Origin of the sequence: Brachybacterium paraconglomeratum (assembly GCF_003994255.1) — a bacterium.
GTDB classification, from domain to species: domain Bacteria; phylum Actinomycetota; class Actinomycetes; order Actinomycetales; family Dermabacteraceae; genus Brachybacterium; species Brachybacterium conglomeratum.
The window spans coordinates 91,352-116,875 of sequence record NZ_ML133855.1 but is presented as its reverse complement, the minus strand read 5'-3'; the positions used below and the strand labels follow the sequence as shown (position 1 = coordinate 116,875).

The following is a 25,524-nucleotide window of genomic DNA, read 5'->3' as shown; positions in this document are numbered from 1 at the left end:
GGGCCCGACCGACGGAGCCGGACGCGGGTCAGCCCTCCACGCGCGCCTCACCGCCGCCGGTCTCCCCGCCGCCGTCGCTGGACGGCGGGGAGTCACTGGGGGGCTTGGTCGGGAGCGGTATCAGCACTCCCGGCCCCTTGGACGCCGGCGGCAGCATGGGCCCGGGACCGGTCCCCTGCTGCGGCGGCATCGGCCTGATGATGATCTGCCCGCCGCTGCCGCCGGTGCCGTCTCCGGAGCCGTCCTGGACGGGAGTGCCCTCCGCCGAGGTGCCGCCGCCGGGCCCGCCGGCGGCGCCCTCGCCGACCACGGTCTCGGGGTCCGTGTCCCCGGGCGGGAGGGTGGGCCGGGGCAGGCCGGGCAGCGGGACCTGCGCGGGGCGATCCGGCGGGGTGGGGCGGGTCGCCGGATCCTTCTCCGGGTCGTCCGACGTGCCGCCGCCCGACGGGGAGCCGTCCGCCGGGGTCTCGCCGTCCGAGGGGTCACCGTCCGAGGGCGTGCCCGTCGAGGGTCCGTCCGTCGCCGGGGTGCCCGTCGGGGTGCCGTCGGGCGTCGTCCCGCCGGTCGCGCCGTCCTCGGCGCCGCCGGGAGCGGTGGGAGATCCGGGCGCCGCGCCCTCCTCGGTCGCGCCGCCTCCCGGGGCCTGCGTCGCGGACGGGGCGCCGGTCTCCTGGCCCGCCCCGATCGGCGCGAGACCGGTCGGCGAGTCGGGTAGGGCGGGGCCCTCGTCGGCGGTGCCGCTCGCGGTCGTCGTGGTGTCTGCCTGGTCCTCGTCGACCGCGGGGACCTGCACCGGGGCGGTGGTGCCGTCGGATGTGGCGGGCGTCGCCCCTGCCGTCCCCGTGCCGCCCGAGCTGGACGGGGATCCGGTCGTCGCAGCGTCGTCCTGCGCCCGGCCCGCCGCGGTCCCCTCGCCGTCCTCGGGCTCGTCCTCGTCGGTCCAGGTCGCCGCGGTGCCCAGCACCGGGCCGCTCACGCTCGAGGGGTCCAGCAGCACCATGCCGCCGACGACCACGGCGGCGATGGCCCCGGCGGTCGCGAGCGCCCCGGCGTGGGCGGAGACCGCGGACTGGAGAGCGCCGGGACCGCCGCCCCCGACCGGCTCGAGGGCGCGCAGCGCGGTGCGCGGTGCGGGAGCCCCGTCGGCCGCGGGGCCGACGGCGGCCACGTCGGAGGTGAGGTGCTCGAGCAGCAGCGGCGAGCCGAGCACCACCGGCAGCAGCACCGAGCGCATCTGCACGGCGAGGCCGCGCAGCTCCTCGCGCGCGGCGGCGCAGCGCGGGCAGGCCGCGAGATGCCGTTCGACGCCCGCGGCCCGGGCGGGCGTGAGGCGGCCGCGCTCGAGGTCGTCGAGATCCCGGGCGGTGCTGCGGCAGAGCGGGGAAGCACGGGCGGTGTCGAGATGGGCCTCGAGCCAGGCGGCACGCAGCCCCTCGCGCGCCCGGCGCGAGAGCTGCGAGATGGCGTTCGGGCTGCGGCCCAGCTGCGGGGCGAGGGCGCGGGGCGTCTCCCCCTCGACCTCGGTCAGCCACAGGATCCGCTGCCAGGTCTCGGGCAGGCGGGCGAAGGCGGTGCGGACCAGCTGGCGGTTCAGCAGCTCGTCCATGCCGTCGGAGGAGACGAAGCGGCCCGGCGCGGCGCGCTCGAGGTCCTCGACCGCGTCCTCGTGGGCGCGGCGTCCGCGGTCCACGGCCTCGTTGCGCACCACCCGCATGAGATAGGGCGCGAAGCCGCGGCGCGGGCCCGCTCCTCGCAGGATCGACTTGAGGATCTTCAAGAACGCCTCCTGCGCGACGTCGTCAGGGTCGTGGTGGCCGGGGAGGCTCCGCGCCAGGCGCAGCGCCTCGTGATGATGGCGGTGGTACAACTCCGCATAGGCGCCCATGTCGCTTGCACGCACGGCGTCGAGCAGGGCGTCCTCGGAGAGCGCTTCGGAGGCGCTGCCGCGGCGGCGAGGACCCGGCTCCGACACCGACTCCGACTCCGTCATCATTCGGCCATTCCCTTCTCGGAGCCGCGACGTGCGGCTCCACCGGTGACGTCGCCGACGGCCCTCAGGAGGACCACGAGCGACTTGCGCCAGTATGTCCTATTTGTGTAGAAGGTCACCAGTGGGACACGAATCCGGCGACGCGCGTCACGAAGCGCGTGCCGGCGCGTGGAACGGTCAGGGCGCCCACCGGGGGCCGCCCGGCCCTGAACCTACGGAGAGTCATGAGCAACATCGAGCTGACGGATGTCGACGGGGACGCCCTGACGATCTACATCCGCGACGAGTCGACGTGGATCACGTGCACCAGCGGCGCCGAGGAGGTGACCGTCGGTCCCTTCCCCACCCATGTGGTGCGGTCCGTCGTGGACCGCGGCTTCGAGGTCGAGGGCGGGACCCTCTCCGCCCTGGTCCGCCGCACCTCACAGGCGGGCACCCGCCTGACCGACGAGATGCGCGAGAGGGCCTGGGAGGTCTTCGCCCGGGAGAGCGGCCTGCCGGGCGAGGCGGACCCCGCGGCCCGCGAGGCGCTGGACCGCGCGCTCGAGGCCGCGCTCGCGCCGCCGGTCCGCACCCCGGCGGCGGAGGCGCTGGTCGGCGATCTGCGCCGCGCCGCCGTCACGATCACGGACGTCGAGGGCCTCGCCGATCATCTGGTGGCGAGCGGCTACCGCAAGGGCGCCGCCTCCTGACGGGCGAGGCCGCACCGGTGCGTCGACCCGGCCTCTGGATGGGGATCCGCCGGGGTCGACGGGAAGGGCCGGCCGGGCCGCCACAGCGCCCGGCCGGCCCGCTCCTCGCGCCGCGTATCCTGCGGGGATGCCGCTGCCCCGTGACCTCGTCCGCTCCCTGCCCAAGGTCGTCCTGCACGACCACCTCGACGGCGGGCTGCGCCCCGCGACCGTGATCGACCTGTGCCGGGTGCTGGGGATCGACCCGCCGGGCGCGGACGCGCAGCAGGCCACCGCGCAACAGGTCTCCGAGCAGCAGGTCGCCGACTGGTTCCACGACGCCGCGGACTCCGGCTCCCTGCCCGAGTACCTCTCGACCTTCGAGCGCACCGTCGCGCTCATGCAGTCCGCCGCGCACCTGCGCCGGATCGCGCGCGAGTTCGTGGAGGACATGGCGGCCGACGGGGTCGTGTACGCGGAGACCCGCTGGGCGCCGCACCAGCACACGGACGGCGGACTGTCCCTCGAGGAGGCGGTCCGGGCCGTGCAGGACGGGCTCGACGAGGGCGTCGCGGCGGTCGAGGCCCGCGGCGGCCGGATCATGGTCGGCCAGCTGCTGTGCTACCTGCGCCATCTCGAGCCGGGCGACGACCTGGTGGAGATCGCGCTCGCGCGGCGAGCCGACGGCCCGCGCCCCGGGGCGCCCGTCGGCTCCGCGGGAGTGGTGGGGCTGGACCTCGCCGGTCCCGAGGCGGGCTTCCCCGCCTCCCGCTTCGGTGCGCAGTTCGCCCGTGCCCGGGCCGAGGGGCTGCGCGTCACCCTCCACGCCGGGGAGGGCGACGGCCCCGCCTCGATCGCCGACGCGCTGGAGGCCGGCGCCGAGCGGCTCGGCCACGGGGTGCGCCTGGTCGAGGACCTCGATGCCGACGGCGGCGACGCCCTCGGCCCGCTCGCCGAGCGCGTCCATCGGGAGCAGATCTGCCTGGAGGTGTGCCCCAGCTCGAACCTGCAGACCGGGATCGCCCGGACGATCGCGGAGCACCCCGTCGGCCGCCTCCACGCGGCCGGCTTCGCCCTTGCCCTCAGCAGTGACAACCGGCTGATGAGCCGCACCGGCACCACCCGTGAGACGGCGCTGGTCGCGGAGGCGCTGGACTGGGGCGTCGACGAGCTCGAGCAGGTCGCGCTCACCGCGCTCGACAGCGGCTTCGCCCCGGCGGCCCAGCGGGAGGCGCTGCGCGAGGAGGTCGTGCGTCCCGCCTACGCGGCGGCGCGGCGAGCGGGCTGACCGGACCGCATCAGTCCGCGACCACCTCGCGCAGGATCTCCAGATAGGTGCGTGCGAGCTCGTCGTCATCGGCGTGCTCGCTCACCCAGTTCCGCCCGCTCGCCCGCACCGCGGTGCGGGAGCGGTCCGCGGCAAGTCCGCGCCACAGCTCCACCAACGCCGCCACGTCCTCGGGCGGCAGGACGTCCCCGGCCCCGGAATCGCGGACGATGTCCGCAGCCTCCCCCTCCAGAAGCGCGGTGACATGGCGGCCGGTCGCGAGGATCTCGTACAGCTTCGAGGGGACGGTCCAGGCGAACGGCGCCCACGACCGCAGCGACACCACGACCGAGTCCGCCCAGGCGTACTGCGCGCCGACCTCGCAGTGCGGGATCCGAGGCAGCACCTCGACCGGGGCCTCCAGCTCTCGGGCGAGTGCTGCGAGCGCGGGAGCGGCCACCCCGTGCCCTACCAGACGCACTCTCAGCGAAACCCCCTCGCGTGCGAGCACCGCCGCCGCCCGGACCACGGTCTCGAGCCCCTGGGAGCGGCCCATGTTCCCCAGGTACAGGCAGCGCAGCTCGGCGTGGTCGCCGGGTGGATGGTCCCGCTGGGCCCGGACGCGCGAGAGCTCGGTGCCGTTGCGGACCACGTGGACAGTCGGGACCCCGCGCTCGCGCAGCACGTCAGCGAAGCGGGAGGTGGTGGTGACCACGGCATACGCCTCGGTCTGCCAGTCAGTGACCTGACGGTGCACTACCCGCTTGGCGAGTGCCACGACGCTGCTGCGCAGACGACCGAGGGAGAGGACGCGGGCCGCTCCCTCGCGCCGTTCGGGCCGCTCTCCGGCGTCGCCGGCGGCGCGGACAGCGGCCACGACCGCCCCGGGCACGACCCGCGCGGCACCGCCGACCTGCGTGACCAGGTCCGGCCAGGCGTCGCGCATCTCCACCACCAGCGGCACACCCCACCGTGCGGACAGCAGTCTCCCGACGAGGAGGGTGGGGATCGCGGGGGCGGTCGCGACGATGACCTCCGGCCGGTCCTCCGGGCGGCCGAAGCGTCGACGCAGACGGCACAGGGCATCGAGTGCGGCGACCAGGTGGTCCGCGGTGCGGGTCCCGATGTCGCCTAGATGCGGCAGGTAGGCGGTGCGCAGCACGGTCTCGCCGTGCGCGCCGTGCTCCGCTCCGCCGACCCGGTGGTCACGCCGCTGCTCGACCGTCGGGCGACCGGAGGGATAGTGCGGGACGGGGGCGGCGACCGTGACGCGATGACCCGCCGCGATGAAGCGGCTGACCAGCGCGGACCAGCGGCGCTGGGGAGCCCCGTACTCGGGGGCGTAGTAATGGGTCAGGACCAGGATCCTCATCCCGCTCCTGCACCTCGGAGCTCTCCGCGCACAGCCACGACCATGGAGTCTACTCATCGTTCGGGCAGCCTCTGCATCAGCACCCCGTCGGGCGCCCGGCTCAGCCCGTTCGTCCCGCCGAGACCGACTCAGCCCGCGATCGGATCGACCCGCCTGCCGGGAGCTCCGGGGCGGGTGACCAGCGCGGAGGCCCCGCCCGGCGCCGTGCCCTCGGCGCGGTAGCGGTCCATCCACTCCGCGGCGAAGCCGTCGGCGTCGGCCGTGGGGACGAGCGCCCACACGCTCCCGCCGAAGCCGGCGCCGAAGGAGGAGGCCGCCCGGGCGCCGAGCGCCTTCGCGTGCCGGGCCAGGGCGATCGTCTCGGGGACCTGGTTGCCGAGGTGCGTCTCGGCGAGGCGCTGGGAGGCGTCGACCGCGGCCGCGAAGGCGTCGAGGTCGCCGCCGCGCAGGGCGCGATGGGCGCGGGGCACGAACACCGCGGACTCGAGCAGGAACTGGTCCAGCCGGTCCCGCTCGGCGCCCTCGGGGGCCAGGCGGCGCAGCGGCTCCCAGCGGATCTCGTCCTCGGCGAGCGGGGCGGCGAGGTCCTCCCCCACCAGGGAGCGCAGCGCCCCCTGCAGCGAGGCGTCGGCCCGGCCGGTCTCCCGGTTCCAGCGCTCGAGGATCTGCCCGAGCAGGGCGGGGCCGCGGTTGTAGGAGGCCTGGGCGGCGCCGGTCTTCTCGGCGAGCACGCCGGAGACGGCGACGACGAAGGACCAGCCCTCCGGCAGGGCGACCTGGTCGAGGATCCGCATCGGGTCGAACTCGGCGTAGGAGATCATGCCGTCGTGGCCTGCGAGCATGCCGGTGTGGTCCAGCGAGCCGCCGCTGGTGCCGACGCCGGGCCGTCCGGCGAGGGCCCCGAAGGTCTTCCCGTTCTCGATCGAGGCGGCGTAGCCGGCCAGCACCACCCGGTCGGGGATCTGCGAGGTCCAGGCCTCGGAGGCGGGCAGGCCCGCGAGGTCGGCGAGCGCGAGCGCGGTGCCGGTCAGCAGCGCGGAGGAGCTGGACATGCCGGAGGCGGGCGGGAGGTCCGAGGTGATCGTGAGCCGCGCGGCGGGCAGCGGACCGAAGTTCGCCCCCAGCCGCTCGATGACGGTGTGGACGTAGCGGCCCCAGTGCCCGGCCGGCAGGTCCGGGGCGGTGCCGGCGGCGAGGCGGAGCGTGCCCGGGTAGGCGTCGGTGCTCGCCCGGAGGGTTCCCGTCGGCCCGTCGATCCGCTCGGCATGCACGGTGACGCCGCGGTCCACGGCGCAGACCAGCACGCGGCCGCCGCCGTAGTCGGTGTGCTTGCCGAGCACCTCGATGCGGCCGGGCATGGTCCAGCGCGCCGCACCGCTCACAGGGCGACCTCGACGCCGGCCAGGCGGCGCTCGACCTCGTCGATGTCGTCGCGGCGCGAGAGGTCCAGGACCCCGCCCGCGAAGGGCAGCACGCGCACATCGGGCAGGGCGCGGACGGCGTCGACGATCTCGAGCTCCCCGCGCTCGGACGGCTCGATCCGTGCGCAGGCCTCGAAGATCTCCGGCTGGAAGGCGAAGGCGTTCATGCTGACCAGCGCGTCGGGGCCGGCGGCGGCGAGCTGCTCGGCCGTCGGCTTCTCGAGGATCCGCCGCAGCGCGCCGTCCTCGTGCTCGACGATCGCGAAGGCCGCGACCCGGTCGGCGGCGATGTTGGAGTGCTCCACGAGCGCGGTCCGCTCGAAGCCGAGCAGGGTGGTGCGCTCCTGCTCGAGCAGGGCCGCGATCCCGTCGCGGGGGTAGAGGTTGTCGCCGTTGACCATCACGAAGGGCCGCTCGCCCACGGCGTCGCGGGCGGAGGCGACGGCGTCGGCGGTGCCCTGCGGCTCGGCCTGGACGGCGAAGCCGATCTCGAGCCGGAGGGGCGCGAGCTGCTCGACGTGGCGGGCGAATTCCTCGTGCTCCGGGGCGACCACGAGCACGGCGCGACGGATGCCGGCGTCGGCCAGGGCCGAGAGGGAGTAGTCGATCAGGCGGTGGGGGCCGATGGGCATCAGGGCCTTGTGGCCGGAGGCGGCGGCCGCGGCCTGCTCCGGGGTGAGGTCGCCGGCGCCCTCCTTGCGCATGCGGGAGCCGAGTCCCCGGGCCAGGACCACTGCGGTGTCGATCATCGTCATGCCCCCAGACGGTAGTGCTCGGCGACGGTGCGGGAGAGCCGCTGGGCCTCCTCGGCGGTCTGCGCCTCGGAGAACACGCGGATCACGGGCTCGGTGCCGGAGAAGCGGATGGTGAGCCAGGAACCGTCCGCGAAGTACACCTTGCCGCCGTCGGACCAGGAGATCCGCTCGATCTCGCGGTCGAAGGCGGGCAGCTCGTGCTCTACGAAGATCCGCCGCTGCAGCTCCTCGCGCCGCTCGGGGGTGTACTCGTAGGCGGCCTCCTCCATCACGAGGGAGCCGTAGCGCCGGACGATGTCCGCGTAGATCTCCGAGAGCGGCTTTCCGGCGCGGGCGACCATCTCCACCAGCAGCCCGGCGGCCTGGATGCCGTCCTTGCCGGGGATGTGGCCGCGCACGGTGAGGCCGCCGGAGGACTCCCCGCCGATCACGGCGTCGGTCTCGGCCATCTTCGCGCTGATCCACTTGAAGCCGACGGGCACCTCGTGGCACTCCTGGCCGTGCGCCTCGGCGACCCGGTCCAGCAGGTGGGTGGTGGACATGTTCCGCACGACGGGTCCGGTCCAGCCCTTTCCGGTCAGCAGGTACTCGTACAGCAGCACCAGCACCTGGTCGGGGCTGATGTAGGCGCCGGTGTCGTCGATGATGCCGAGCCGGTCGGCGTCGCCGTCGGTGGCGATGCCGAGGTCGGCGCCTCGCTCGAGCACGGCCTGGCGCAGCGGGGACATCGACCCCTCCGCCGGGGAGGGCATGCGCCCGCCGAACAGCGGGTCGTGGCGGGCGTTGATGACCTCGACCTCGCAGCGGGCGCTGATCAGCACGGTCTGCAGCGAGGTCTGGGAGACGCCGAACATCGGGTCCAGCACGATCTTCAGGTGCGCGTGACGGATCACCTCGAGGTCGAGCTGCTCGATGATCGCGTCGAGATACCAGTTGATCGAGGACTGCTGGGTGACGAGCTCCGAGTCGCGCACCTCGTACGGGGCCAGCGAGCGGACGTCCGCGGGGTCGAGGGTCGCGGTGTGGGCGGCGAGCTCGTCGGTGACCTCGAGCTCGGCGTCGCGCCCGCCCTCGGTGAAGATCTTCAGCCCGTTGTAGAGGGCGGGGTTGTGGGAGGCGGTGACGGCGATGCCGTAGGCCGCGCCGGTCTGCCGCACGGTCCACATGCACATCGGCGTGGGCACGGGGCGGGTGATCACGCGGACGGGCACGCCGTTGCCGGCGAGCACCTCGATCGCCCACCACGCGGCGACGTCGGAGAGGAAGCGGCGGTCGTAGCTGATCACGAGCCCGCGCTCGACGACGCCCTGGGTGTGCATCCGATCGGCGAGGCCCTGCGCGAGCAGGCGCACGTTCTCGCGGGTGAACTCGTCGCCGATGATGGCCCGCCAGCCGCCGGTGCCGAAGCTGATCATGGGGGTTCCTCCTCGAAGCCTCAAACGTTCACGTTGCGAACAAACTAGGGCCGAGCGGCCGACGTGTCAACCGCGGGAGCCGAGCGGGCCGCCCGGCGGCCGGCGCGCCCGTCGGCCGAGTCCCTCGCCGACTGGGCCGCCTGCCGCCCCGCCTCTTGCGCCGCCCTTCGGCCGGTGCCCACCTTTTGCACCGCCACGACCCATGTGGGAGCCCGGATGAGTCGCCAGGGCAGCAGAACCTGCTGCCGGACCCCGCGCGACGGGTGATCAGCGGGAGGCGCCGGTGGGGAGGACCGGGGCGAGGAGCGGGTCCGCGAGCACGCGCTCGAGGGCCATGTCGGCGCCGCCGATCGCCGCCGCGTCGAGGCCGAGCGCGGAGGCGCTCACCTCCACCCGTCCGTCCGGGGTGAGCAGCCGCGCGTCCAGCGCCTCCTGCACCGGCTGCACGAGCACGTCGGCGAAAGCACCGAAGAAGCCGCCCAGCACGATGGCCTGCGGGTTCAGCACGTCCACGAGCACCCCGGCCCCCCGCGCGAGATCGCCCGGCAGGGTCCGGAAGCGCTGCACGAGGCGCTCGTCCCCGGCGTCGAGCAGGCCCCGGAGCCGGCGGAGCCGCTCCTGCAGGGGCAGGTGGCCAGACCGCGCGGGATCGTCGGGGTCCAGCACGGCCAGCACGGTGTCGAAGCCGACGAGGGTCTCCCAGCAGCCGCGCCGCCCGCAGCGGCATGCCACCCCGGCGGGGTCCAGGCCGATGTGCCCCACCTCGCCGGAGAACCCGGACCAGCCGCGGACCAGCCGTCCGTCGGCGATGATGCCGGCGCCCACGCCGATCTCGCCGGTGAGATAGACGAGGTCGGTGATCCCCTGCCGGGCCAGGCGCGGCGCCTCGGCGAGCGCGGAGAGCTTGGCATCGTTCTCGATCGAGAGCGGCGGCATGTCCGGACCGAGGCGCTTCGCGAGCTCCTCGCCGAGTGGGACGCCGGACCAGCCGAGGTTCGAGGCGAAGCGGACGCCCGCGCCCGCGTAGTCCACGGGGCCGGGCGGGGAGATGGTGGCCCCGGCGACCCAGAGGCCCTGCGCTGCGGCGGCCTCGAGCGTCTCGCGCAGCTGCTGCGCGACGAGGTCCAGGACGGGGGCGACCGGGTGCGAGCGGCCGTCCTGGCCGTCCACCACGGGCGTCGGGACGGAGGAGCGGAAGCGCACCTGGCCGCCGAGGTCCTGCAGGGTCACCGCGAGATGGTCGACGTTGAGCTCGAGGCCGATGCCGGCGACGTGACCGGGGTCGATGCGCACCTCGGTGCCGGGCCGGCCCACGGTGCCGCGCCGTTCGACCCGCCCCTCCTGGACCAGCCCGCGCTCGGCGAGGTCGCCGATCAGCGAGGTCACCGAGGCCTTGGAGAGCCCGGTCTCCTGGGCGAGGGTGGCACGGGAGCGGCCGCCGCGGGCGTGGAGGTGGCGCAGCAGCAGGCTCAGGTTGGCCGAGCGCATCGCGGCGTGTCCCACCGGGGCGGCGCGACCGGTCGAGGCGGCGGGGCCGGGCGTCCCGTCCGCCGCCCCGCGCACGGGTCGGCTCGGTGACGTCATGGCGGCCATCGTAGTCGGGCCGGCCAGCGCGATCAGCGCGGCTCGGCCAGCTCGAGCAGGCGGGCGTGGGCGAGCTCGCGCTCCTGCTCGGTCGCGTAGGGCGTGCCCATGTTCATCGCGAGCCCCTCGCTGGCCAGGCGCACCACGAGGGCCTGGGCCGGGTCGAAGCCGTCGACCGAGAGCGCCTCGCGCCAGCGCGCCGCGTCCTCGTCGACCAGCTCCTCCATGCCCGGGCGGTCGCCGAGGACGGTCAGCAGGGAGGACGGGGAGAAGATCTCGGCCGCCCGCGAGTCCGGTGCGGTCAGGGCGCGCACGTAGGCGCGCAGCAGCTTGCCGGGACGGTTCTCGGAGAGGTCGACGAGGGCGTGCACATCGGCCCAGAACTGCTCGTTGGAGCGGCGGACGAGGGCCTTCTCGAGCTCGAGGCGGTGCGGGAAATGATGGGTCAGCGCCCCCTTGGACACCCCGGCCCGCCGAGCGATGTCCGCGAGGCTCACCCCGCTGCCGTGCTCCACGATCATGCTCGCGGCGGCGTCGAGGATCGCGGCGCGGGTGCGCTCCTTGTCGCGCTGGGGCGCGGGCTGCGCGGCGGGACGGGCGTCGACGCGCGCGGCGTCGGCGGAGGCGCCGGCAGGGTCGTCGGCGCGGTCGTCGGGCTCGTCGTTCTCCACGATCAGCTCCTGGGGGTCGTCTCGGAGGGGATGAGGCGCCAGGCGAGGAAGGCCGCGAGGGCGAGCAGCCCGGCGGCGACATAGGCGGTGGCCTGGGTGGCGTGCGTGAAGGCGTCCTGCGCGAGGTCGAGCAGGGGCGCCCCCTCCTCCATGATGCTCGATGTGTGGGCGAGGGAGTCCTCCATCGCCTCGGCCTGCACCGCGGGGGTCCCGGAGGGGATCGTGAGGTCCGCGCGGTAGATCGCGGTGTGCAGCGAGCCGAGCACGCCGATCCCGAGCGCGACGCCCAGCTCGTAGGCGGTCTCCGAGATCGAGGAGGCGGCGCCGGCGCGCTCGGGCGGCACCGCGGAGACCACGGCGTCGGTGGACAGCGTCATCGACAGGCCCGTGCCGAGCCCGATCACGGCCAGGGCGATCCCGATCCCGAGATAGCCCGGCAGCCCTTCGGCGACGCCGAGGCCGGCCAGGCCCAGCGCCCCGACGGCGAGCCCGAGCGCGATCGCACGGCCCCGCCCGAGCCGGGCGAGCGCCACGCCGACGACGACCACCACGACGAGGGAGGCCAGCGTCGCGGGCATCTCCGCGAGCCCGGCCACGAAGGGCGAGAAGCCGCGGACCAGCTGGAGGTACTGGGAGAAGAAGTAGAGCATCCCGAGGAAGGCGAAGATCGACAGGCCGTTCGCGGCGATCGCACCGCTGAAGGCGGGGATGCGGAAGAGCTCGACGTCGATCAGCGGGGTGGCCAGGCGCCGCTGGCGGCGCACGAAGACGACGGCCGCGACGACGCCGACCAGGGCGGCGAGCAGGGCGGGCGCTCCGGTGCCGCCGCCGAGCACCTGCTTGATCGCGAAGACGACGGGCACCACGGCCAGCACCGACAGCAGCGCGGAGAGCAGGTCGATCCGCCCCGCGACAGGGCTGCGCGACTCGGGCAGGAGCCAGGCGCCGAGCCCGACGACCGCCACGATCACCGGGACGTTGATGAGGAACACCGAGCCCCACCAGAACATCTCGAGCAGCGCCCCGCCGACCAGAGGTCCGACGGCACCGCCTGCCATGGCGCCCGCGGACCACAGCGCGATCGCGCGGGTGCGCTGGGCGGGGTCGTGGAACAGGTTGCGGATGATCGACAGGGTCGAGGGCATGATCGTGGCGCCCGCGAGACCGAGCAGCGCACGGGCGGCGATCAGCATCCCGGCGCTCGGGGCGAAGGCCGCCAGCAGCGACGCGGCGCCGAAGGCGGTGGCGCCGATCAGGAGCAGGCGCTTGCGGCCGATGCGGTCGGCGAGGTTGCCCATGGTGATCAGCAGTCCGGCCAGGACGAACGAGTAGATGTCCCCGATCCACAGGATCTGCGTGGCCGTGGGGGCGAGGTCCGCGGTCAGCGAGGGGATCGCGAGGAAGAGCACGGTGCCGTCGACGGCGAGCAGCGTCACTGCGAGCACGAGCACCATGAGCGCGGCCCACTGGCGGTGCCCGGCCAGGGGCGCGGTCGGTGGCGAGGGGACGGCGGAGGTCCGGGATGCCGTCATGCCCTCGAGATTAACGAACCGCTCGGTTCGCTGCCAGAGCCGTTCGGTTCGTGTGAGTCATCTGGCGCGGGATGTGACGCACGGAGCAGAACCCGCACGCTCCCGGAGGGTGCATCGGGGCGCGGCGGTGGCAGGATGTCGCTCCGTGCACGAGGACACCTCGAGCTCGCCCCGCTCCGACGAGCCCCTCACCCCAGATCCCGAGCGAACCCCTCCGGCCGACGAGCCCGCCTCGCAGGCCCCTCCCCCGTCGGCCGCGCCGCGCTCCCCGGCTGGGCCCCACGACCACCCGCACAGCCATCACCATCTCGACCACCGCGGCATGCCCCGCTCCAGGACCCCGCTCGCCGCGGCCTCGCTCGGCGCGCTCGGCGTGGTCTTCGGCGACATCGGCACGAGCCCGCTGTACGCGCTGCAGACCGTGTTCAGCCTCCACCACCACGCCGTCGGCCCCTCCGAGGCCGACGTGCTCGGGGTGATCTCGATGGTCGTGTGGTGCCTGCTGATCATCGTGACCTTCGCCTACATCGGCCTGATCATGCGGGCGGACAACCAGGGCGAGGGCGGCATCCTCGCCCTCACGGCGCTGGTGCTGCGCAAGCTGCACGGGCCCGGCGGGGTCGGTCCGCGCGAGGCGTCCGTCGCGCTGGTGCTCGGCGTGGTCGGCGCGGCGCTGTTCTTCGGCGACTCGGTGATCACCCCGGCGATCTCCGTGCTCTCCGCTTTCGAGGGCATCGAGGTGGCCGCCGCGGTCCCCGACGCCGTGATCGTGCCCGGCGCGCTGATCGTGCTCACCGCGCTGTTCGCCGTGCAGCACCGCGGCACCGGCGGCATCGGGCGGTTCTTCGGCCCGGTGATGGCGCTGTGGTTCCTGACCCTCGCCGCGATCGGGCTGCCGCACCTGCTGGCCGGCCCCTCGATCCTGCGCGCGCTGTCCCCGCACCACGCGATCGCGTTCATGGCGGACCGACCCTTCATCGCGTTCATCGCGCTCGGCGCGGTGGTCCTCGCGATCACCGGCGCGGAGGCGCTGTACGCCGACATGGGCCACTTCGGGCGCCGCCCGATCGCGGTCGCCTGGCTCGCGCTGGTGCTCCCGGCGCTGGTGATCAACTACCTGGGCCAGGGCGCGCTGATCCTCGCCGACCCCGCCGCGATCGCGAACCCCTTCTTCACCCTCGTGCCCGAGGCGCTGCGGATCCCGCTGGTGGCGCTCTCGGCCGTCGCGACGGTCATCGCCTCCCAGGCCGTGATCTCCGGGGCGTTCTCGGTGGCGCGGCAGGCGACGCGGCTGTCGCTGCTGCCGCGGCTCAAGGTCACCCAGACCTCCCTCGAGCACGGCGGCCAGGTCTACCTCCCCGCCATCAACCTGCTGCTCTTCGCCGGGGTGGTCACCCTGGTGCTCGTCTTCCGCCGCTCCGAGGCGCTCGCGGCGGCCTACGGCCTGGCCGTCACCGCGACGATCCTGCTGGTGCTCGCGCTGTACCTGCTGTACGCGCGACGGATCCTGCGCCGACCGCTGTGGCAGGTGGTGGCGCTCGCGGCGATCGTGGGCGGGCTCGAGCTGCTGCTGCTCGCCGCGAACATCGTCAAGATCCCCGCCGGAGGCTGGATCTCCCTGGTCATCGCCGCCGCGCTCACCACGATCATGCTGGTGTGGCATCGCGGGGCACGGATCCTCTTCGGCCGACGACGGGAGCTCGAGGGGCCGCTCGAGGAGTTCGTCGCCGGGCCCGAGTGCGCGGTGCCGCGGGTGCCGGGCCTCGTCGTCTACCCGCACGGCGACCCGACCACCGTGCCGCTCGCGCTGCGCACCGGGGTGGAGATGAACCGGGTGCTCCACGAGCACGTCGTCATCGTGACGATGAAGCACATCGGGGTGCCGCACGCCCACCGCGACGACCGGGTTCATGCCCGCGAGATCGGGCCGGGGATCGTGCAGGTGACCTACCTGGTCGGCTTCCACGACTCGCAGGACGTCCCCTCCGCGCTGCGCACCGCCGTCGCGCTGCTCGGGCACCCGCACGAGGCGGACTGCCCCGACGACTGCCGGCGGCATCTGCCCGCGCTCGCGGTCGACGCGGACGAGGCGATGTACGTGCTGTCGGTGTTCCGCATCGAGGCCGGGCAGGAGCCCGTCATGCCGCGTTGGCAGAAGCGGCTCGTGCGCCTTCTCGAGAAGGGCTCCGCGAACCGCACCCAGGTGCTGCACCTGCCGCCGTCGCGCACCGTGGTGATGGGCGCCGAGACGGTGCTCTAGCGGGGCTCGTCCTCGGGGGCGGAGCTCTCGACGTGGTGCCCGCGGTCCGGGGCCCCGCCGTCGTCCGGGCCGGCGGCGTCCTCGGCGCCGGCCCGGCGGACGGACCCGTCGGCGGCCCCCGTGCCGGCCGCGTCCTCGGGCCCCAGCCCGAGCGCCTCGGCGGCCTCGCGCAGCTCCTCGGGGCCGACGTGCGCGGTCGCGGGCGGGCGCCTCCCGGCCCGCGCCGTCGCGGCGTCCACGCGCAGGCGCACCACCGCGTCCTCGTCGGGCGCGGGGCTCGCCCCGGGCGGGGTGAGTCCCCCGATCGCCGCGGCCGGGATCATCACGGTGCGCGAGCTCAGCTGGCGGGGCATCACGGTGAGCGCGGCGAGCTCGCCGCTCGCATCATGCTGGTAGACGTCGCGCACGCGGCCGACGACCCGGTCGTCGCTGCCGCGCACGGTGAGCCCGGCGAGGGCCTGCAGGCCCGGCGCCCGGTGGTGGACGAGGGGCTGGTCCCGCGCGTCCCCGGCCTCCGGCCCGCCGGTGAGGCCGGAGGTGCGATCCTCCGGGGTGCGCTCGGCGCTCATCGGGTCTCCTCGCAGGGGGGTCACGCCCACGGAGTCTACCGACGGGGTCCGGGCGCTCAGTCGGTCACGCAGCAGAGCCGTACGAACTCCTGCACGTCCGCGATCGGGTCCGCGTCGGAGGTCTTCTGCAGCTCGCGGACCGTGTGCTCGCGCACCGTCAGGCTCAGCAGCAGGGAGAAGAGGGAGCGGGCGAGGAACTTCGGCGAGGTGCCGGCGACCAGATGCCCCCGCTCGTCGAGGCCGCCGAACACGCGCTCCAGCACGTGCTCGTGGACCAGTCGGAGCCGGGCGACGCGGAAGCGGCCGGGATGCCCGGGATCCACGATCTCCGCCGACAGCGTCGCCAGCAGCGCCATCGAGTGCTTGCGCGGATCCCACGGACCGCCCAGCGCCGCGATCAGCGTCTCCGGCGACGAGGCGATCGAGTCGGCCGAGTCCAGCAGACCCTGCGCATGCGCCTCCATCCGGTCGATCACCGCGCCGAGCAGAACCCCTTTCGAGGAGAAATGGTGCAGCATGCCGGGATGCGAGATCCCGACGCGACGCGAGATGTCGCGCAGGCTCGCACCGTCGTAGCCGCGCTCGGCGAACAGGGCCGAGGCGGCGTCGAGGATCATCTCCCGCCGCGAGGGCTCGGCGGCGGTCGAGCCCTCGGCTGCGACGGCGTCGTCGGCCGTGCCCGAGCCGGCCTCGTCGGCCGAGGCTCCGTACGCGCCCTGGAGGTCGGCGCCGAGCTCGCCCTGGGACTCGGTGACGGTGTCGAGGTTGCGCAGGACCCGGCCCAGCGGCTCCTCGAGCGCCCCGCCGCCCGCGCGGCACGGCGCCTCCTCGCCGGCTCGATCGGAGAAGACCGCCGACGGCGGCACCGGTCCCGTCCCGGCCCCCAGCGACCCGTTGGTCACGACACCTGTCATCGGCGTTCCTCCTTCACCGTCGGCGGGAGACGATCAGTTCCGCGATCTCGATCGCGTTCAGCGCTGCTCCCTTGCGGAGATTATCGGCTACCGCGAAGAGGATCAGGCCCTTCCCGTCCGGCACCGAGGCGTCCTGTCGGATGCGGCCGACGAATGTGCCGTCCTTGCCGGCCGCCATCAGCGGGGTGGGCAGGTCCACGACGGTCACGCCCGGCGCCGCCTCGAGCAGCTCGCGGGCGCGGTCCGGGGTGATCGGCTGATCGAACTCGGCATGGATCGCGAGGGCGTGGCCGCTCATCACCGGCACGCGCACGCAGGTGCCGGCCACGGGCAGGTCCGGCAGGCCCAGGATGCGGCGGGACTCGTTGCGGAGCTTCTGCTCCTCGTCGGTCTCGCCGGAGCCGTCGTCCACCAGGTTCCCGGCGAGCGCGACCACGTTGTACGCGATCGGCGCCTGGTACACGCCCGGCTCACCGAGCTCCACCGAGGAGCCGTCCAGCGCGAGCTCCTCGACATGGTCGACACCCTTCCTGACCTGCGCGGCGAGCTCCGCGACACCGGCCACGCCGGAGCCGGAGACCGCCTGGTAGGTGGCGACCTTCAGCCGGGCCAGGCCCGCCTCGTCGTGGAGGGCCTTCAGGGTCGGCATCGCGGCCATGGTGGTGCAGTTGGGGTTCGCGATGATGCCGCGCTTCGGGGCGGTGATCTGCTCCGGGTTCACCTCGGAGACCACCAGCGGCACCTCCTCGTCACGGCGCCAGGCCGAGGAGTTGTCGACGACCACGGCGCCCGCCTCGGCGAAGCGGGGCGCGAGCGCCTTCGAGGTCGAGCCGCCGGCGGAGAAGATCGCGACGTCCAGCCGCTGCCCCTCGGAGGTGATGTCGGCGGTCTCCGCGTCCTCGACCACGAGGTCGAGACCCGCATAGGAGACGGTGCTGCCGGCGCTGCGGGCGGAGGCGAACACGCGGATCGCGGAGTGTGCGACCGAGCGGTCGGCGAGCAGGGCGAGCATCACACGCCCGACCTGGCCGGTGGCGCCGACGACGCCGAGGACGGGCCCGTCGGCCGCGTAGCCGGGGGTGCCCGAGAAGTCGGGCGCGGTGGTGGAGCTGGGGGTGCTGGTGGTGTTCATCGTCCGGTCCCTCCGTAGACCACGGCCTCGGTCTGCTCGGCGTCGAGGCCGAACGCCGTGTGGATCACGCGCACCGCGTCGTCGAGCCGCGACTGCTCGGTGACGACGGAGATGCGGATCTCCGAGGTGGAGATCATGTCGATGTTGATGCCCGCCTCGCCGAGCGAGCGGAACAGGGTCGCCGAGACGCCCGGGTGCGCGCGCATCCCGGCGCCGACGATGGAGACCTTCCCGATCTGGTCGTCGTAGCGGACCTCGGTGAAGCCGATCGCCTCGCGCGCCTTCTCGATCGCCTCGAGGGCGGCCGGGGCGTCGGACTCCGGGAGGGTCAGGGAGATCGCGACGGTGTCGTCGACCGTCGAGGAGTTCTGCACGATCATGTCGATGTTCGCGCCGGTCCCGGCGACCACGTCGAACAGCAGCGCCGCCTTGCCCGGCGCGTCCGGGACCTCGACGACGGTGATCTTGCCTTCGCTGCGGTCGTGGGCGACGCCCGAGATGATCGGCGCCTCGAGGCCCGGTGCTGCGATGTCGTCCATGGGGAGCTCCTTGGTCGGGTCGGCGGCGTCGCGACGGGCGGCGTCCGCGGGGCGGAGGGTGACGTCGGGGTCGATCGGGATCTCGCGCTCGGGCTCGTCGGTGACGATCGTGCCGAGCCGGCCCGAGTACGAGGAGCGCACGTGCAGCGGCACCCCGTAGCGGCGCGCGTACTCGACGCTGCGCGCCATGAGGATCTTCGAGCCGTTCGCGGCCATCTCCAGCATCTCCTCGCTGGAGATGACGGGGACGCGGCGCGCGGCCGGCGCGATACGGGGATCGGCGGTGAAGACGCCGTCGACGTCGGAGTAGATCTCGCAGACGTCCGCCTCGAGCGCCGCGGCGAGCGCGACGGCGGTCGTGTCCGAGCCGCCGCGGCCGAGGGTGGTGATGTCCTTCGTGGTCTGCGAGACGCCCTGGAATCCGGCGACGATCGCGACCGCGCCCTCCTCCAGCGCCTCTTCGATCCGGCCCGGGGTGACGCGCAGGATGTGCGCCTTTCCGTGCACCTCGTCGGTGATCAGCCCGGCCTGCGAGCCGGTGTAGGCGCGGGCGTGGACGCCGGTGTCGTTCAGCGCCATCGACAGCACCGCCATCGAGATCCGCTCACCGGCGGTGACCAGCATGTCCATCTCGCGCGGTGGCGGGTTCGGGCTCACCTGCTCGGCGAGGTCGATCAGGTCGTCGGTGGTGTCGCCCATCGCGGAGACCACCACGACCACCTTGTGTCCGGCCCGGGAGTACATCGAGATGCGGCGCGCGACGCGCTTGATCGAGTCGGCGTCAGCGACGGAGGATCCTCCGAATTTCTGGACGACCAGGCTCATGAGCGGGTTCCTTTGACTGTCGGGGGCGGTGCGGATCGTGCGTGGGTGCGCGGACTTCCGCCGTCGCGGGTCCGCTCGAGCCGATCGGACGCCCCGTGCCGTGCGGTCCGAGCCGGGCTCGCGGGGGCGGCGCAGACGCACGCCTCCCGCCGGACACCGCTCGTCCCGGACGATCCGGTGACGCCGTCGCGACACACGGGCCAGTCTACGAAGACGGCTCCCCGAAGCCCCAGTGACCTCGTCATTCGAGACAGGAGGCCAGGTCAGGACGGTTCGCGCACGTGACCGGCGCAACACCGCCCCGGGCGTGCCGCGGGGCTGGCGCGGGCCGGGCACGGCACGGCACGGCAAGGAGGTGAGCGGCGCGCAGGCACGGCACGGACATCAGGCCGCGGGTTTTGTGACGCCACGACCCATGTGCTCCCCGACATGAGTCCTCACGGCGACAAAACCTGGCGGGCGCAGCCGAGCTCACGGTCTGCGGGTCGCCAGGGCAGCTCCTGGCGACAGCAGCGGGCGGCGGTGCCGGGCCCGGCGACGGCGAGGCGGCGCGGCTGCCGGACCCTGCGACCTCCTCGACGGCGAGGCGGCGCGGCTGCCGGACCCAGCGCCCTTCCCTCCACATACGGCCGTCGTCCACAGCTCGCGGACGGCCGTCGCCGTCCCGCACCGGCCGGCCATACCGTCCCTCGACATGCGCCCTACGCCGCTTCTGCCCGGAGCCCTCCTCCCCCGCGAGGAGTGGCGTGCTCGAGGGGTCTCGTCGCGGCGTCTCGCCGGTCCCGAACTCCACACCGTGTTCCGAGGGTTCTCCACCCCGACGGCGAGGCCCGCCACGGTCAACACGATGTGCGAGGTGCTCCAGCAGAAGGTTGTCCCGGGCGCTGTCATCAGTCACACGACCGCCGCGGCACTCCTCGGGATCGCCCTGCCCTGGTGGGTCGACCGCGGCATCGGAGTCCTGGCGGGCGTCTCCTACGAAGAGGGCGGAAGGCGCACGGTCCCGAGCACCCTGCCCACTCGCTCCGAGGATTCGTCGGAGGTCCTCGATGCGGAAGACCTCCCTCCGGCCTGGCACCGACGAGCGGAGTCCGGCCTCCCGGTCCTGCGCTCCGGGCCCCGATTCGGTCGCCCGCCGACGGAACGCCACCTGGTCACCCCGCCGCTCCTGCACTGCAGAGTCGATCCGGGGAACCAGCGTGCCGCGGGTCCGAACGTCGTGGTCCACCGGACCTCACCACGCACCCGCTTCCGCGTCGGCGACATCGAGCTCTCCCATCCCTACATCGCCCTGCTGGAGATCGCGACCCTGCTCGAGCACGACGAGATCGTGATCGCCATCGACTCCCTCGTCTCCCGCGACCCTCCGCTGCGGGACGCCAGCCTCGAGAAGATCCGAGAGACCGCGGAGATCTTCGGCGCTGTCTGGGGCGCCCGCGCGCTCCGAGATGCGCTGGGCGACGCGCGAGCGAACACGGACTCGCCCGGGGAGACCCGCACACGACTGCTGCTCCAGCGCGCAGGCTTCCCCGAACCGGTGCTGAACCACCCCGTGCGCGATCCGGACACGAACCGTCTGAGGTATCTCGACCTCGCATACCCGGAGCTCGGCATCGCTCTCGAGTACGACGGCGACTACCACCGTCTCACCACGGAGCAGAAGCGCAAGGACCAGGGTCGGCTGGATTCTCTCCACTCCGTCGGGTGGAACATCCGCATGCTCAATGCCGAGGACATCAAGCAGCCGGAGCGGGTCCTGGACGCGCTGCACCGCACGTTCGTCTCCGTCGGCGCACCCACGCCCCCGACCAGCAACTGGTCTGGCAGCGCCGGGAAGCGGCTGGGTCGTTCCCTGCGCCCGCCGAAGTCGGCCTGAGCACGCAGAGCCACCTGGCAGGCGATGCAGGTCGATGATCACAGGACCTGTCGTGCCGTCCTGCGTCTTTGCCGCCACCCCGGTCACGTACGCGGTTCCTCGACGAGCCCGACGACCACGGCCCAGAAGCTCCGGGCCCGGTGGCCCCTGCCGCGGCGAACCGGGACTAGGAAGTTTTGCGCCGCCCACGACTCATGCCGAACGAGGGATGGGTCGTAGGCGGCGCAGAAGTTGACTGGCACAGGGCGGGGGTGGCCAGCGACAGGCGGAACCGGGACCGGCTGGGCCGCCCGTCAGAGGGCGGCGGTGAGCTCGGTGAGGAGGGTGCGGGCACCGTCGGTGCGGAGCACCTCGAGGGCGTGGAGGTAGGGCGTCGTGAACGCCTCGTGCTCGACGAGGTCGCCGAACAGCTCCTCGTCGCGAAGGAAGGCGAGCGGGTCCTCGTCGTGCTTCGCGGCGGCGGCCATGACGCGGTCGTGGAGGCGGTCCACGACCGGCCACTGCTCGCCGTTCTCCCCGGTGCCCTCGGCGTACCGGGCCCAGGAGGCGACGATCGCTGCCGATGCCGAGACGTCGCGGCCAGCCTCGAGGTTCTCCCGGATCACGGGCACGAGCCAGGTGGGGATGCGGTCGGAGGACTCGGCGGCGAGGCGGGCGAGGGTGTCCTTCACGCTCGTGTTCGCGAAGCGCGCCATGAGCTCGTCCTTGTAGGCGTCGAGGTCCATGCCGGGCACCTCGGGCACGGTCGGGGTGCCCTCACGGTCCATGTACAGGGTGCGGGTGAAGGGGGCGAGGTGCGGGTCGACGGCGGCCTCGTCGGCATAGGTCTGCCCGAGCAGCAGGCCGAAGTAGGCGATGGCCTGGTGGGAGCAGTTCAGCAGGCGCAGCTTCATCAGCTCGTACGGCTCGACGTCCTCGACCATCTGCACGCCGACCTCCTCCCAGGCGGGACGGCCCGCGGGGAACTCGTCCTCGAGCACCCACTGCACGAAGTCCTCGCTGACCACGGGCCAGGCGTCCTCGATGCCGTAGTCCGAGGCGATCATCGCGATGTCCGACTCCGCGGTGACGGGGGTGATGCGGTCGACCATGCAGTTGGGGAACGCGACCTCGGAGGCGATCCAGTCTGCGATCGGCGCATCGCCGTGCAGGCCGTTCTCGTCGCGGCGCTGCGCATAGGCGAGGATCATGCGCTTGGCGAGGTCCCCGTTGCCGCGCACGTTGTCGCAGGACATGACCGTGAAGGGGGCGGTGCCGGCCTCGCGGCGGCGGCGCAGCGCCTCGACGACGTAGCCGAACATCGTGCGGGGCCGACCCACCTGCTGCGCGGAGTTCGCGCCGCCGTCGTCCGAGCCCGCGAGGCCCGCGGCCTGGGCGTCGGCAGGATCGAACCGCGTGGCGAGGTCCGCGGCGACCGCCTCGGTCTCGTACTGGAACTCCCCGGTGGAGGGGTTGTAGTTGTAGCCACCCTCGGTGACGGTGAGCGAGACGATCCGCACGGCCGGGTCGGTCATCTGCGCGAGCACGGCCTCGGGGTCGTCGGGCGCGAAGAGGTAGCGGGCGATCGAGCCGATCACGCGGGGGTCGCGCGTCCCGTCGGGCGCCTTCGTGACCAGGGTGTACAGGGAGTCCTGGGCGTCGAGCGCGTCACGCATCCGGGCGTCGCCCGGCAGGAGGCCGACGCCGCAGAGCGCCCAGTCGAGGTCGCGTCCGGCGTTCATGAGGCGGTCGAGGTACATCGCCTGGTGGGCGCGGTGGAAGCCGCCGACGCCGAAGTGGACGATGCCGACGCGTCGCTCGTCCAGCGGCTGCTGCGGGGTGGCGACCTCGCCGCGGGCGGCGATCTCGGAGAGGGCTGCGGAGGTCAGGGCGGTCGGAGCGGTCATCGGCTCATCCTTCGACGAGGAATCGGGGGTGCGCCCGACGATACACACTCCGACGTCAGATGAGCAGAGGGCGGCGCTCACCTGTTCGACACCGGGCTCACCGCGGGCCCGAGGGGGCCGAGCGGCGGCGCGGTCGACCCGAGGCGGCACGGCGACGCAGAGCGCGACCGGATCGGCCAGCACGGCAGCGGCAGAGCGGCCGGCCGAGGACGGAGGGGCCTCGCTCAGCCCAGGAGCGCCTCGACCTGCTCGGCGAGCTCGGGGGCGAGGACGATGTCGTCGACGAGGCCGGAGCGGGCCGCGGCGAGCACCGCCTCGGGATGGCCGACGGCGGGGATCGCAGCGATGACGCGGGCGCGGCGGAGCTGGTCGGGCCGCACCCCGATCACGCGATCCTCCACGGCGGAGTGCCACACGGCGCCGCTCTCGCCGAGCAGGATCCCGCAGATCTCGGCGACGACGCCGGCGTCGAGGGCGCGCTGCTGCTCGGCGGGGCGCAGGCGGCTCCAGAGGGTCGAGGCCCCGTCGGCCCAGGCGCCGACGGACACGGTCGCCACGTCGAGCCCGTCGGCCGCATCGAGCGCCGTGCGCACCTCCTCCATGGAGCGCAGCGAGGCCGCGACCTGCGGGGAGTCGACGATGAGGGGGGTGGGCAGGGCCCAGACCTGCCCGCCGGAGCGGGCGCCGAGCTCGTGGACCAGCGCGGAGGACTGCGCGGTCGAGTGCCCGGCGGTGCTCACGGGGCCGACGAGCTGGACGATGTCGGCCACGGGCAGCGCATCGAGCGCGGCGGGCAGGTGCATGAGGGTGCGCGACCATGCCACGCCGACCCGTCCACCCTCGCGCAGGTGACGAAGCAGCAGGCCCGCGACCTGGCGGGCGATCGCGGCGCGAGGCGCCTCGCCGGGGCGGGCGACCGCGACGGTGACCGAGGAGATGCCCAGGCGCTCGGCGAGCGGGGAGAGGTCGCGGCCGGCGGCGGTCGGGTCGACGACCTCGATGCGGACGATGCCCTCGGCGCGCGCCTCGTCGAGCAGGCGCGCGACCTGGAAGCGGGAGAGTCCGTGGCGCCGGGCGAGCTCGATCTTCGGCACGCCCTCGAGGTGGTGCTCGCTCGCGAGGGCGACCTTGAGCGCGATCGCGTCCGCGGCCCCGGCGCCGGCCTGCATCCCGGCACCCGCCTGCATCCCGACCCCGGCCTGCTCGCTCCCCATCGGTTCTCCCTCCGCAGCCTGCATCGACCCCTCAGGTGAGGGCAGATGGTTGCTCGGCTGAGCGTATATGACTACGCTCACCCTCAGTTGAGAAGTCTCCCCGCTCATCTGAGCGAGCGGTCGTCCCCTCGGCCGTGCCCTCCCGGGTACGCCCCCGAGGCGCCGACCGTGCCCGCCCTCCGCGACGACGCGCCCGAGCGGCCCGTCTCCGCGATGTTCACAGGAGAACAGCGCATGGGTCCCCGAGTACGCGGAGCTCTCGAAGACCTATGCCGAGCCGACCCTCGACTCGATGGAGAACTCGACTACTTCCAGCTGGTGGGCCAGGAGATCGGCTGGGAGGCGCTGCCGCCCGGATCGCGTCTGTCCACCTACGAGATCCCCGAGTACGCGGAGCTCTCGAAGACCTACGCCGAGCCGACCCTCGACTCGATGGAGAACTCGACCCAGGAGAACTCGATGACCGTGGACGTCCCCTACGACGGGCTGCAGAACGTCGTGATCCCCGAGTTCCAGGACCTCGGCACCCGCGTCGGCCAGCAGTTCTCCGCCGCGATCGCCGGGCAGAAGAGCGTCGACGAGGCCCTCGACCAGGCACAGGGCTTCGCCGAGTCCGTCGCCCGCACCTACGGCTGGGAGGGCTGAGCCATGACCGCACTGGACACCGCACCCGCGCCCGGAGGGCGCGCCCCGTCGGCCGACGGGCCCCGCTCCCGCCGCCGCGAGGACGGGGCCTCCCGCGCCGAGGGCTGGCGCCGTCGGCTCCCGCTGATGCCCGCCTTCGTGTTCGTGGTGATCTGCACGCAGATCCCGTTCCTGCTCACGATCTGGTACTCGCTGCGCTCACGGAACCTGCTGCGCCCCGAGGGCGAGACGTTCGTGGGGCTGCGGAACTACCTCGACCTCGCCGTCGACTCGACCTTCCGCACCGCGGCGCTGAACTCGATCCTCATCACGCTGGGCTGCGTGCTCGTCTCACTGCTGCTGGGGCTCGGACTCGCGCTGCTGCTGGACCGGGGGTTCGTGGGCCGCGGATTCATCCGCACCCTGCTGATCACGCCGTTCCTGATCATGCCGGTGGCCGGCGCGATGCTGTGGTCGATCTCGATGTTCGACCCCACCTACGGGCTCGTGAACTGGCTGATCGGCACCGTCGGCATCTCCCCGGTGGACTGGACCAGCCAGTTCCCGATGCTCTCGATCATCATCGCGCTGGTGTGGCAGTGGACGCCGTTCATGATGCTGCTGCTCCTCGCGGGGCTGCAGTCCCAGACCGGCGACGTGCTCGAGGCGGCGCAGATGGACGGGGCCGCGACGTGGACCACCTTCGTCCACATCACCCTCCCCCACCTGCGGTTCTACCTCGAGCTGTCGGTGCTGCTGGGCGCGATCTACGTGGTCAACACCTTCGACCAGATCTACCTCATGACCGCGGGCGGGCCCGGCACGGCGTCCGCGAACCTGCCGTTCTACATCTACCAGCGCGCCTTCCTCGGCTTCGACATCGGGCAGTCCGCCGCGATGGGCGTGGTCACGGTGATCGCCACGATCATCATCGCGACCTTCGCGCTGCGCCTGATCTTCACGAGCATCAACTCCAAGGAGCAGTCATGACCGCCACCCTCGATCGA

Annotated in this window: 20 protein-coding genes; 6 read left to right on the top strand and 14 right to left on the bottom strand. The window is 73.6% G+C overall.

What is annotated here, in order from left to right; genetic code table 11:
• Window positions 1–28 precede the first annotated feature (28 nt).
• Window positions 29–1,993, bottom strand: a complete 1,965-nt coding sequence (locus DS079_RS09465; protein WP_126986873.1) for a sigma-70 family RNA polymerase sigma factor — start codon at window positions 1,991–1,993, stop codon at window positions 29–31.
• A 221-nt stretch (window positions 1,994–2,214) separates the two neighbouring features.
• On the opposite strand from DS079_RS09465, the gene DS079_RS09460 reads away from it, so the two are divergent.
• Together DS079_RS09460 and DS079_RS09455 are read left to right on the top strand one after the other, a co-directional pair.
• The gene (locus DS079_RS09460) at window positions 2,215–2,682 is read left to right on the top strand and encodes a globin family protein (RefSeq protein WP_126986871.1); all 468 of its coding nucleotides are present in this window, start codon (window positions 2,215–2,217) and stop codon (window positions 2,680–2,682) included.
• A 127-nt stretch (window positions 2,683–2,809) separates the two neighbouring features.
• On the top strand, window positions 2,810–3,949 hold the full coding sequence (locus DS079_RS09455; RefSeq protein WP_126986869.1) for an adenosine deaminase: 1,140 nt from the start codon (window positions 2,810–2,812) through the stop codon (window positions 3,947–3,949).
• Between the two features lie 10 nt (window positions 3,950–3,959).
• On the opposite strand, the gene DS079_RS09450 is transcribed toward DS079_RS09455, so the two are convergent.
• The 7 genes from DS079_RS09450 to DS079_RS09420 form a co-directional block, all read right to left on the bottom strand.
• The gene (locus DS079_RS09450; RefSeq protein WP_126986867.1) at window positions 3,960–5,300 is read right to left on the bottom strand and encodes a glycosyltransferase family 4 protein; all 1,341 of its coding nucleotides are present in this window, start codon (window positions 5,298–5,300) and stop codon (window positions 3,960–3,962) included.
• A 128-nt stretch (window positions 5,301–5,428) separates the two neighbouring features.
• Complete coding sequence (locus DS079_RS09445; RefSeq protein ID WP_206516157.1) at window positions 5,429–6,682, bottom strand: GHMP family kinase ATP-binding protein; 1,254 nt, start codon at window positions 6,680–6,682, stop codon at window positions 5,429–5,431.
• Window positions 6,679–7,476: a nucleotidyltransferase family protein gene (locus tag DS079_RS09440; protein WP_164736180.1), complete on the bottom strand. Its 798-nt coding sequence runs from the start codon at window positions 7,474–7,476 to the stop codon at window positions 6,679–6,681. Before DS079_RS09440 ends, DS079_RS09445 begins: the two co-directional genes overlap by 4 nt.
• Window positions 7,473–8,891 (bottom strand): phosphoglucomutase/phosphomannomutase family protein, encoded by a 1,419-nt coding sequence (locus DS079_RS09435; protein WP_126986865.1) that lies wholly within the window; start codon window positions 8,889–8,891, stop codon window positions 7,473–7,475. Before DS079_RS09435 ends, DS079_RS09440 begins: the two co-directional genes overlap by 4 nt.
• A gap of 267 nt (window positions 8,892–9,158) precedes the next feature.
• Window positions 9,159–10,475 (bottom strand): ROK family transcriptional regulator, encoded by a 1,317-nt coding sequence (locus DS079_RS09430; RefSeq protein WP_241237612.1) that lies wholly within the window; start codon window positions 10,473–10,475, stop codon window positions 9,159–9,161.
• A 32-nt stretch (window positions 10,476–10,507) separates the two neighbouring features.
• Window positions 10,508–11,146: a TetR/AcrR family transcriptional regulator gene (locus tag DS079_RS09425; protein WP_126986863.1), complete on the bottom strand. Its 639-nt coding sequence runs from the start codon at window positions 11,144–11,146 to the stop codon at window positions 10,508–10,510.
• A 2-nt stretch (window positions 11,147–11,148) separates the two neighbouring features.
• Window positions 11,149–12,678 carry an MFS transporter gene (locus DS079_RS09420; protein ID WP_126986861.1) on the bottom strand — a complete coding sequence of 510 codons (1,530 nt, stop codon included), beginning with the start codon at window positions 12,676–12,678 and terminating at the stop codon, window positions 11,149–11,151.
• 145 nt (window positions 12,679–12,823) lie between these two features.
• Between DS079_RS09420 and DS079_RS09415 the strand changes: the two genes are divergently transcribed.
• On the top strand, window positions 12,824–14,938 hold the full coding sequence (locus tag DS079_RS09415; RefSeq protein WP_126986859.1) for a potassium transporter Kup: 2,115 nt from the start codon (window positions 12,824–12,826) through the stop codon (window positions 14,936–14,938).
• Here the strand turns inward: DS079_RS09415 and DS079_RS09410 are convergent.
• From DS079_RS09410 to DS079_RS09395, 4 genes are read right to left on the bottom strand one after another with little or no spacing between them, the layout of a single operon-like run.
• A complete protein-coding gene (locus DS079_RS09410) occupies window positions 14,935–15,507 on the bottom strand; it encodes a PRC-barrel domain-containing protein (protein ID WP_126986857.1) in 573 nt (190 codons plus the stop codon). The two genes, DS079_RS09415 and DS079_RS09410, sit on opposite strands and share 4 nt — an antisense overlap.
• A gap of 56 nt (window positions 15,508–15,563) precedes the next feature.
• The gene (locus DS079_RS09405; RefSeq protein WP_126986855.1) at window positions 15,564–16,421 is read right to left on the bottom strand and encodes a TetR/AcrR family transcriptional regulator; all 858 of its coding nucleotides are present in this window, start codon (window positions 16,419–16,421) and stop codon (window positions 15,564–15,566) included.
• Between the two features lie 13 nt (window positions 16,422–16,434).
• Entirely contained in the window at window positions 16,435–17,553 is a 1,119-nt protein-coding gene (locus DS079_RS09400) for an aspartate-semialdehyde dehydrogenase (RefSeq protein ID WP_126986853.1), read from the bottom strand.
• Window positions 17,550–18,917 carry an aspartate kinase gene (locus DS079_RS09395; RefSeq protein ID WP_126986851.1) on the bottom strand — a complete coding sequence of 456 codons (1,368 nt, stop codon included), beginning with the start codon at window positions 18,915–18,917 and terminating at the stop codon, window positions 17,550–17,552. Before DS079_RS09395 ends, DS079_RS09400 begins: the two co-directional genes overlap by 4 nt.
• Before the next feature lie 1,219 nt (window positions 18,918–20,136).
• On the opposite strand from DS079_RS09395, the gene DS079_RS09390 reads away from it, so the two are divergent.
• Window positions 20,137–20,793 carry a hypothetical protein gene (locus DS079_RS09390; protein WP_126986849.1) on the top strand — a complete coding sequence of 219 codons (657 nt, stop codon included), beginning with the start codon at window positions 20,137–20,139 and terminating at the stop codon, window positions 20,791–20,793.
• A 293-nt stretch (window positions 20,794–21,086) separates the two neighbouring features.
• Here the strand turns inward: DS079_RS09390 and DS079_RS09385 are convergent, their stop codons facing one another.
• A complete protein-coding gene (locus DS079_RS09385) occupies window positions 21,087–22,679 on the bottom strand; it encodes a mannitol dehydrogenase family protein (protein ID WP_126986847.1) in 1,593 nt (530 codons plus the stop codon).
• A gap of 224 nt (window positions 22,680–22,903) precedes the next feature.
• A complete protein-coding gene (locus DS079_RS09380) occupies window positions 22,904–23,893 on the bottom strand; it encodes a sugar-binding transcriptional regulator (RefSeq protein WP_241237611.1) in 990 nt (329 codons plus the stop codon).
• 168 nt (window positions 23,894–24,061) lie between these two features.
• Here DS079_RS09380 and DS079_RS09375 point away from each other — a divergent pair, with 168 nt between their 5' ends.
• Window positions 24,062–24,538, top strand: a complete 477-nt coding sequence (locus DS079_RS09375) for a hypothetical protein (protein WP_241237610.1) — start codon at window positions 24,062–24,064, stop codon at window positions 24,536–24,538.
• Window positions 24,539–24,541: 3 nt separating this feature from the next.
• The gene (locus DS079_RS09370) at window positions 24,542–25,507 is read left to right on the top strand and encodes a carbohydrate ABC transporter permease (RefSeq protein ID WP_126986845.1); all 966 of its coding nucleotides are present in this window, start codon (window positions 24,542–24,544) and stop codon (window positions 25,505–25,507) included.
• Window positions 25,508–25,524 lie beyond the last annotated feature (17 nt).

Bases quoted from the DNA above. Each gene is read 5' to 3' on its own strand.
- DS079_RS09450 (WP_126986867.1), bottom strand. From the start codon at position 5,300: ATGAGGATCCTGGTCCTGACCCATTACTACGCCCCCGAGTACGGGGCT.
- DS079_RS09370 (WP_126986845.1), top strand. From the start codon at position 24,542: ATGACCGCACTGGACACCGCACCCGCGCCCGGAGGGCGCGCCCCGTCG.
- DS079_RS09380 (WP_241237611.1), bottom strand. From the start codon at position 23,893: ATGGGGAGCGAGCAGGCCGGGGTCGGGATGCAGGCGGGTGCCGGGATG.
- DS079_RS09455 (WP_126986869.1), top strand. From the start codon at position 2,810: ATGCCGCTGCCCCGTGACCTCGTCCGCTCCCTGCCCAAGGTCGTCCTG.
- DS079_RS09435 (WP_126986865.1), bottom strand. From the start codon at position 8,891: ATGATCAGCTTCGGCACCGGCGGCTGGCGGGCCATCATCGGCGACGAG.
- DS079_RS09420 (WP_126986861.1), bottom strand. From the start codon at position 12,678: ATGACGGCATCCCGGACCTCCGCCGTCCCCTCGCCACCGACCGCGCCC.
- DS079_RS09385 (WP_126986847.1), bottom strand. From the start codon at position 22,679: ATGACCGCTCCGACCGCCCTGACCTCCGCAGCCCTCTCCGAGATCGCC.
- DS079_RS09430 (WP_241237612.1), bottom strand. From the start codon at position 10,475: ATGACGTCACCGAGCCGACCCGTGCGCGGGGCGGCGGACGGGACGCCC.
- DS079_RS09460 (WP_126986871.1), top strand. From the start codon at position 2,215: ATGAGCAACATCGAGCTGACGGATGTCGACGGGGACGCCCTGACGATC.
- DS079_RS09410 (WP_126986857.1), bottom strand. From the start codon at position 15,507: ATGAGCGCCGAGCGCACCCCGGAGGATCGCACCTCCGGCCTCACCGGC.
- DS079_RS09400 (WP_126986853.1), bottom strand. From the start codon at position 17,553: ATGAACACCACCAGCACCCCCAGCTCCACCACCGCGCCCGACTTCTCG.
- DS079_RS09440 (WP_164736180.1), bottom strand. From the start codon at position 7,476: ATGACGATGATCGACACCGCAGTGGTCCTGGCCCGGGGACTCGGCTCC.
- DS079_RS09395 (WP_126986851.1), bottom strand. From the start codon at position 18,917: ATGAGCCTGGTCGTCCAGAAATTCGGAGGATCCTCCGTCGCTGACGCC.
- DS079_RS09405 (WP_126986855.1), bottom strand. From the start codon at position 16,421: ATGACAGGTGTCGTGACCAACGGGTCGCTGGGGGCCGGGACGGGACCG.
- DS079_RS09465 (WP_126986873.1), bottom strand. From the start codon at position 1,993: ATGATGACGGAGTCGGAGTCGGTGTCGGAGCCGGGTCCTCGCCGCCGC.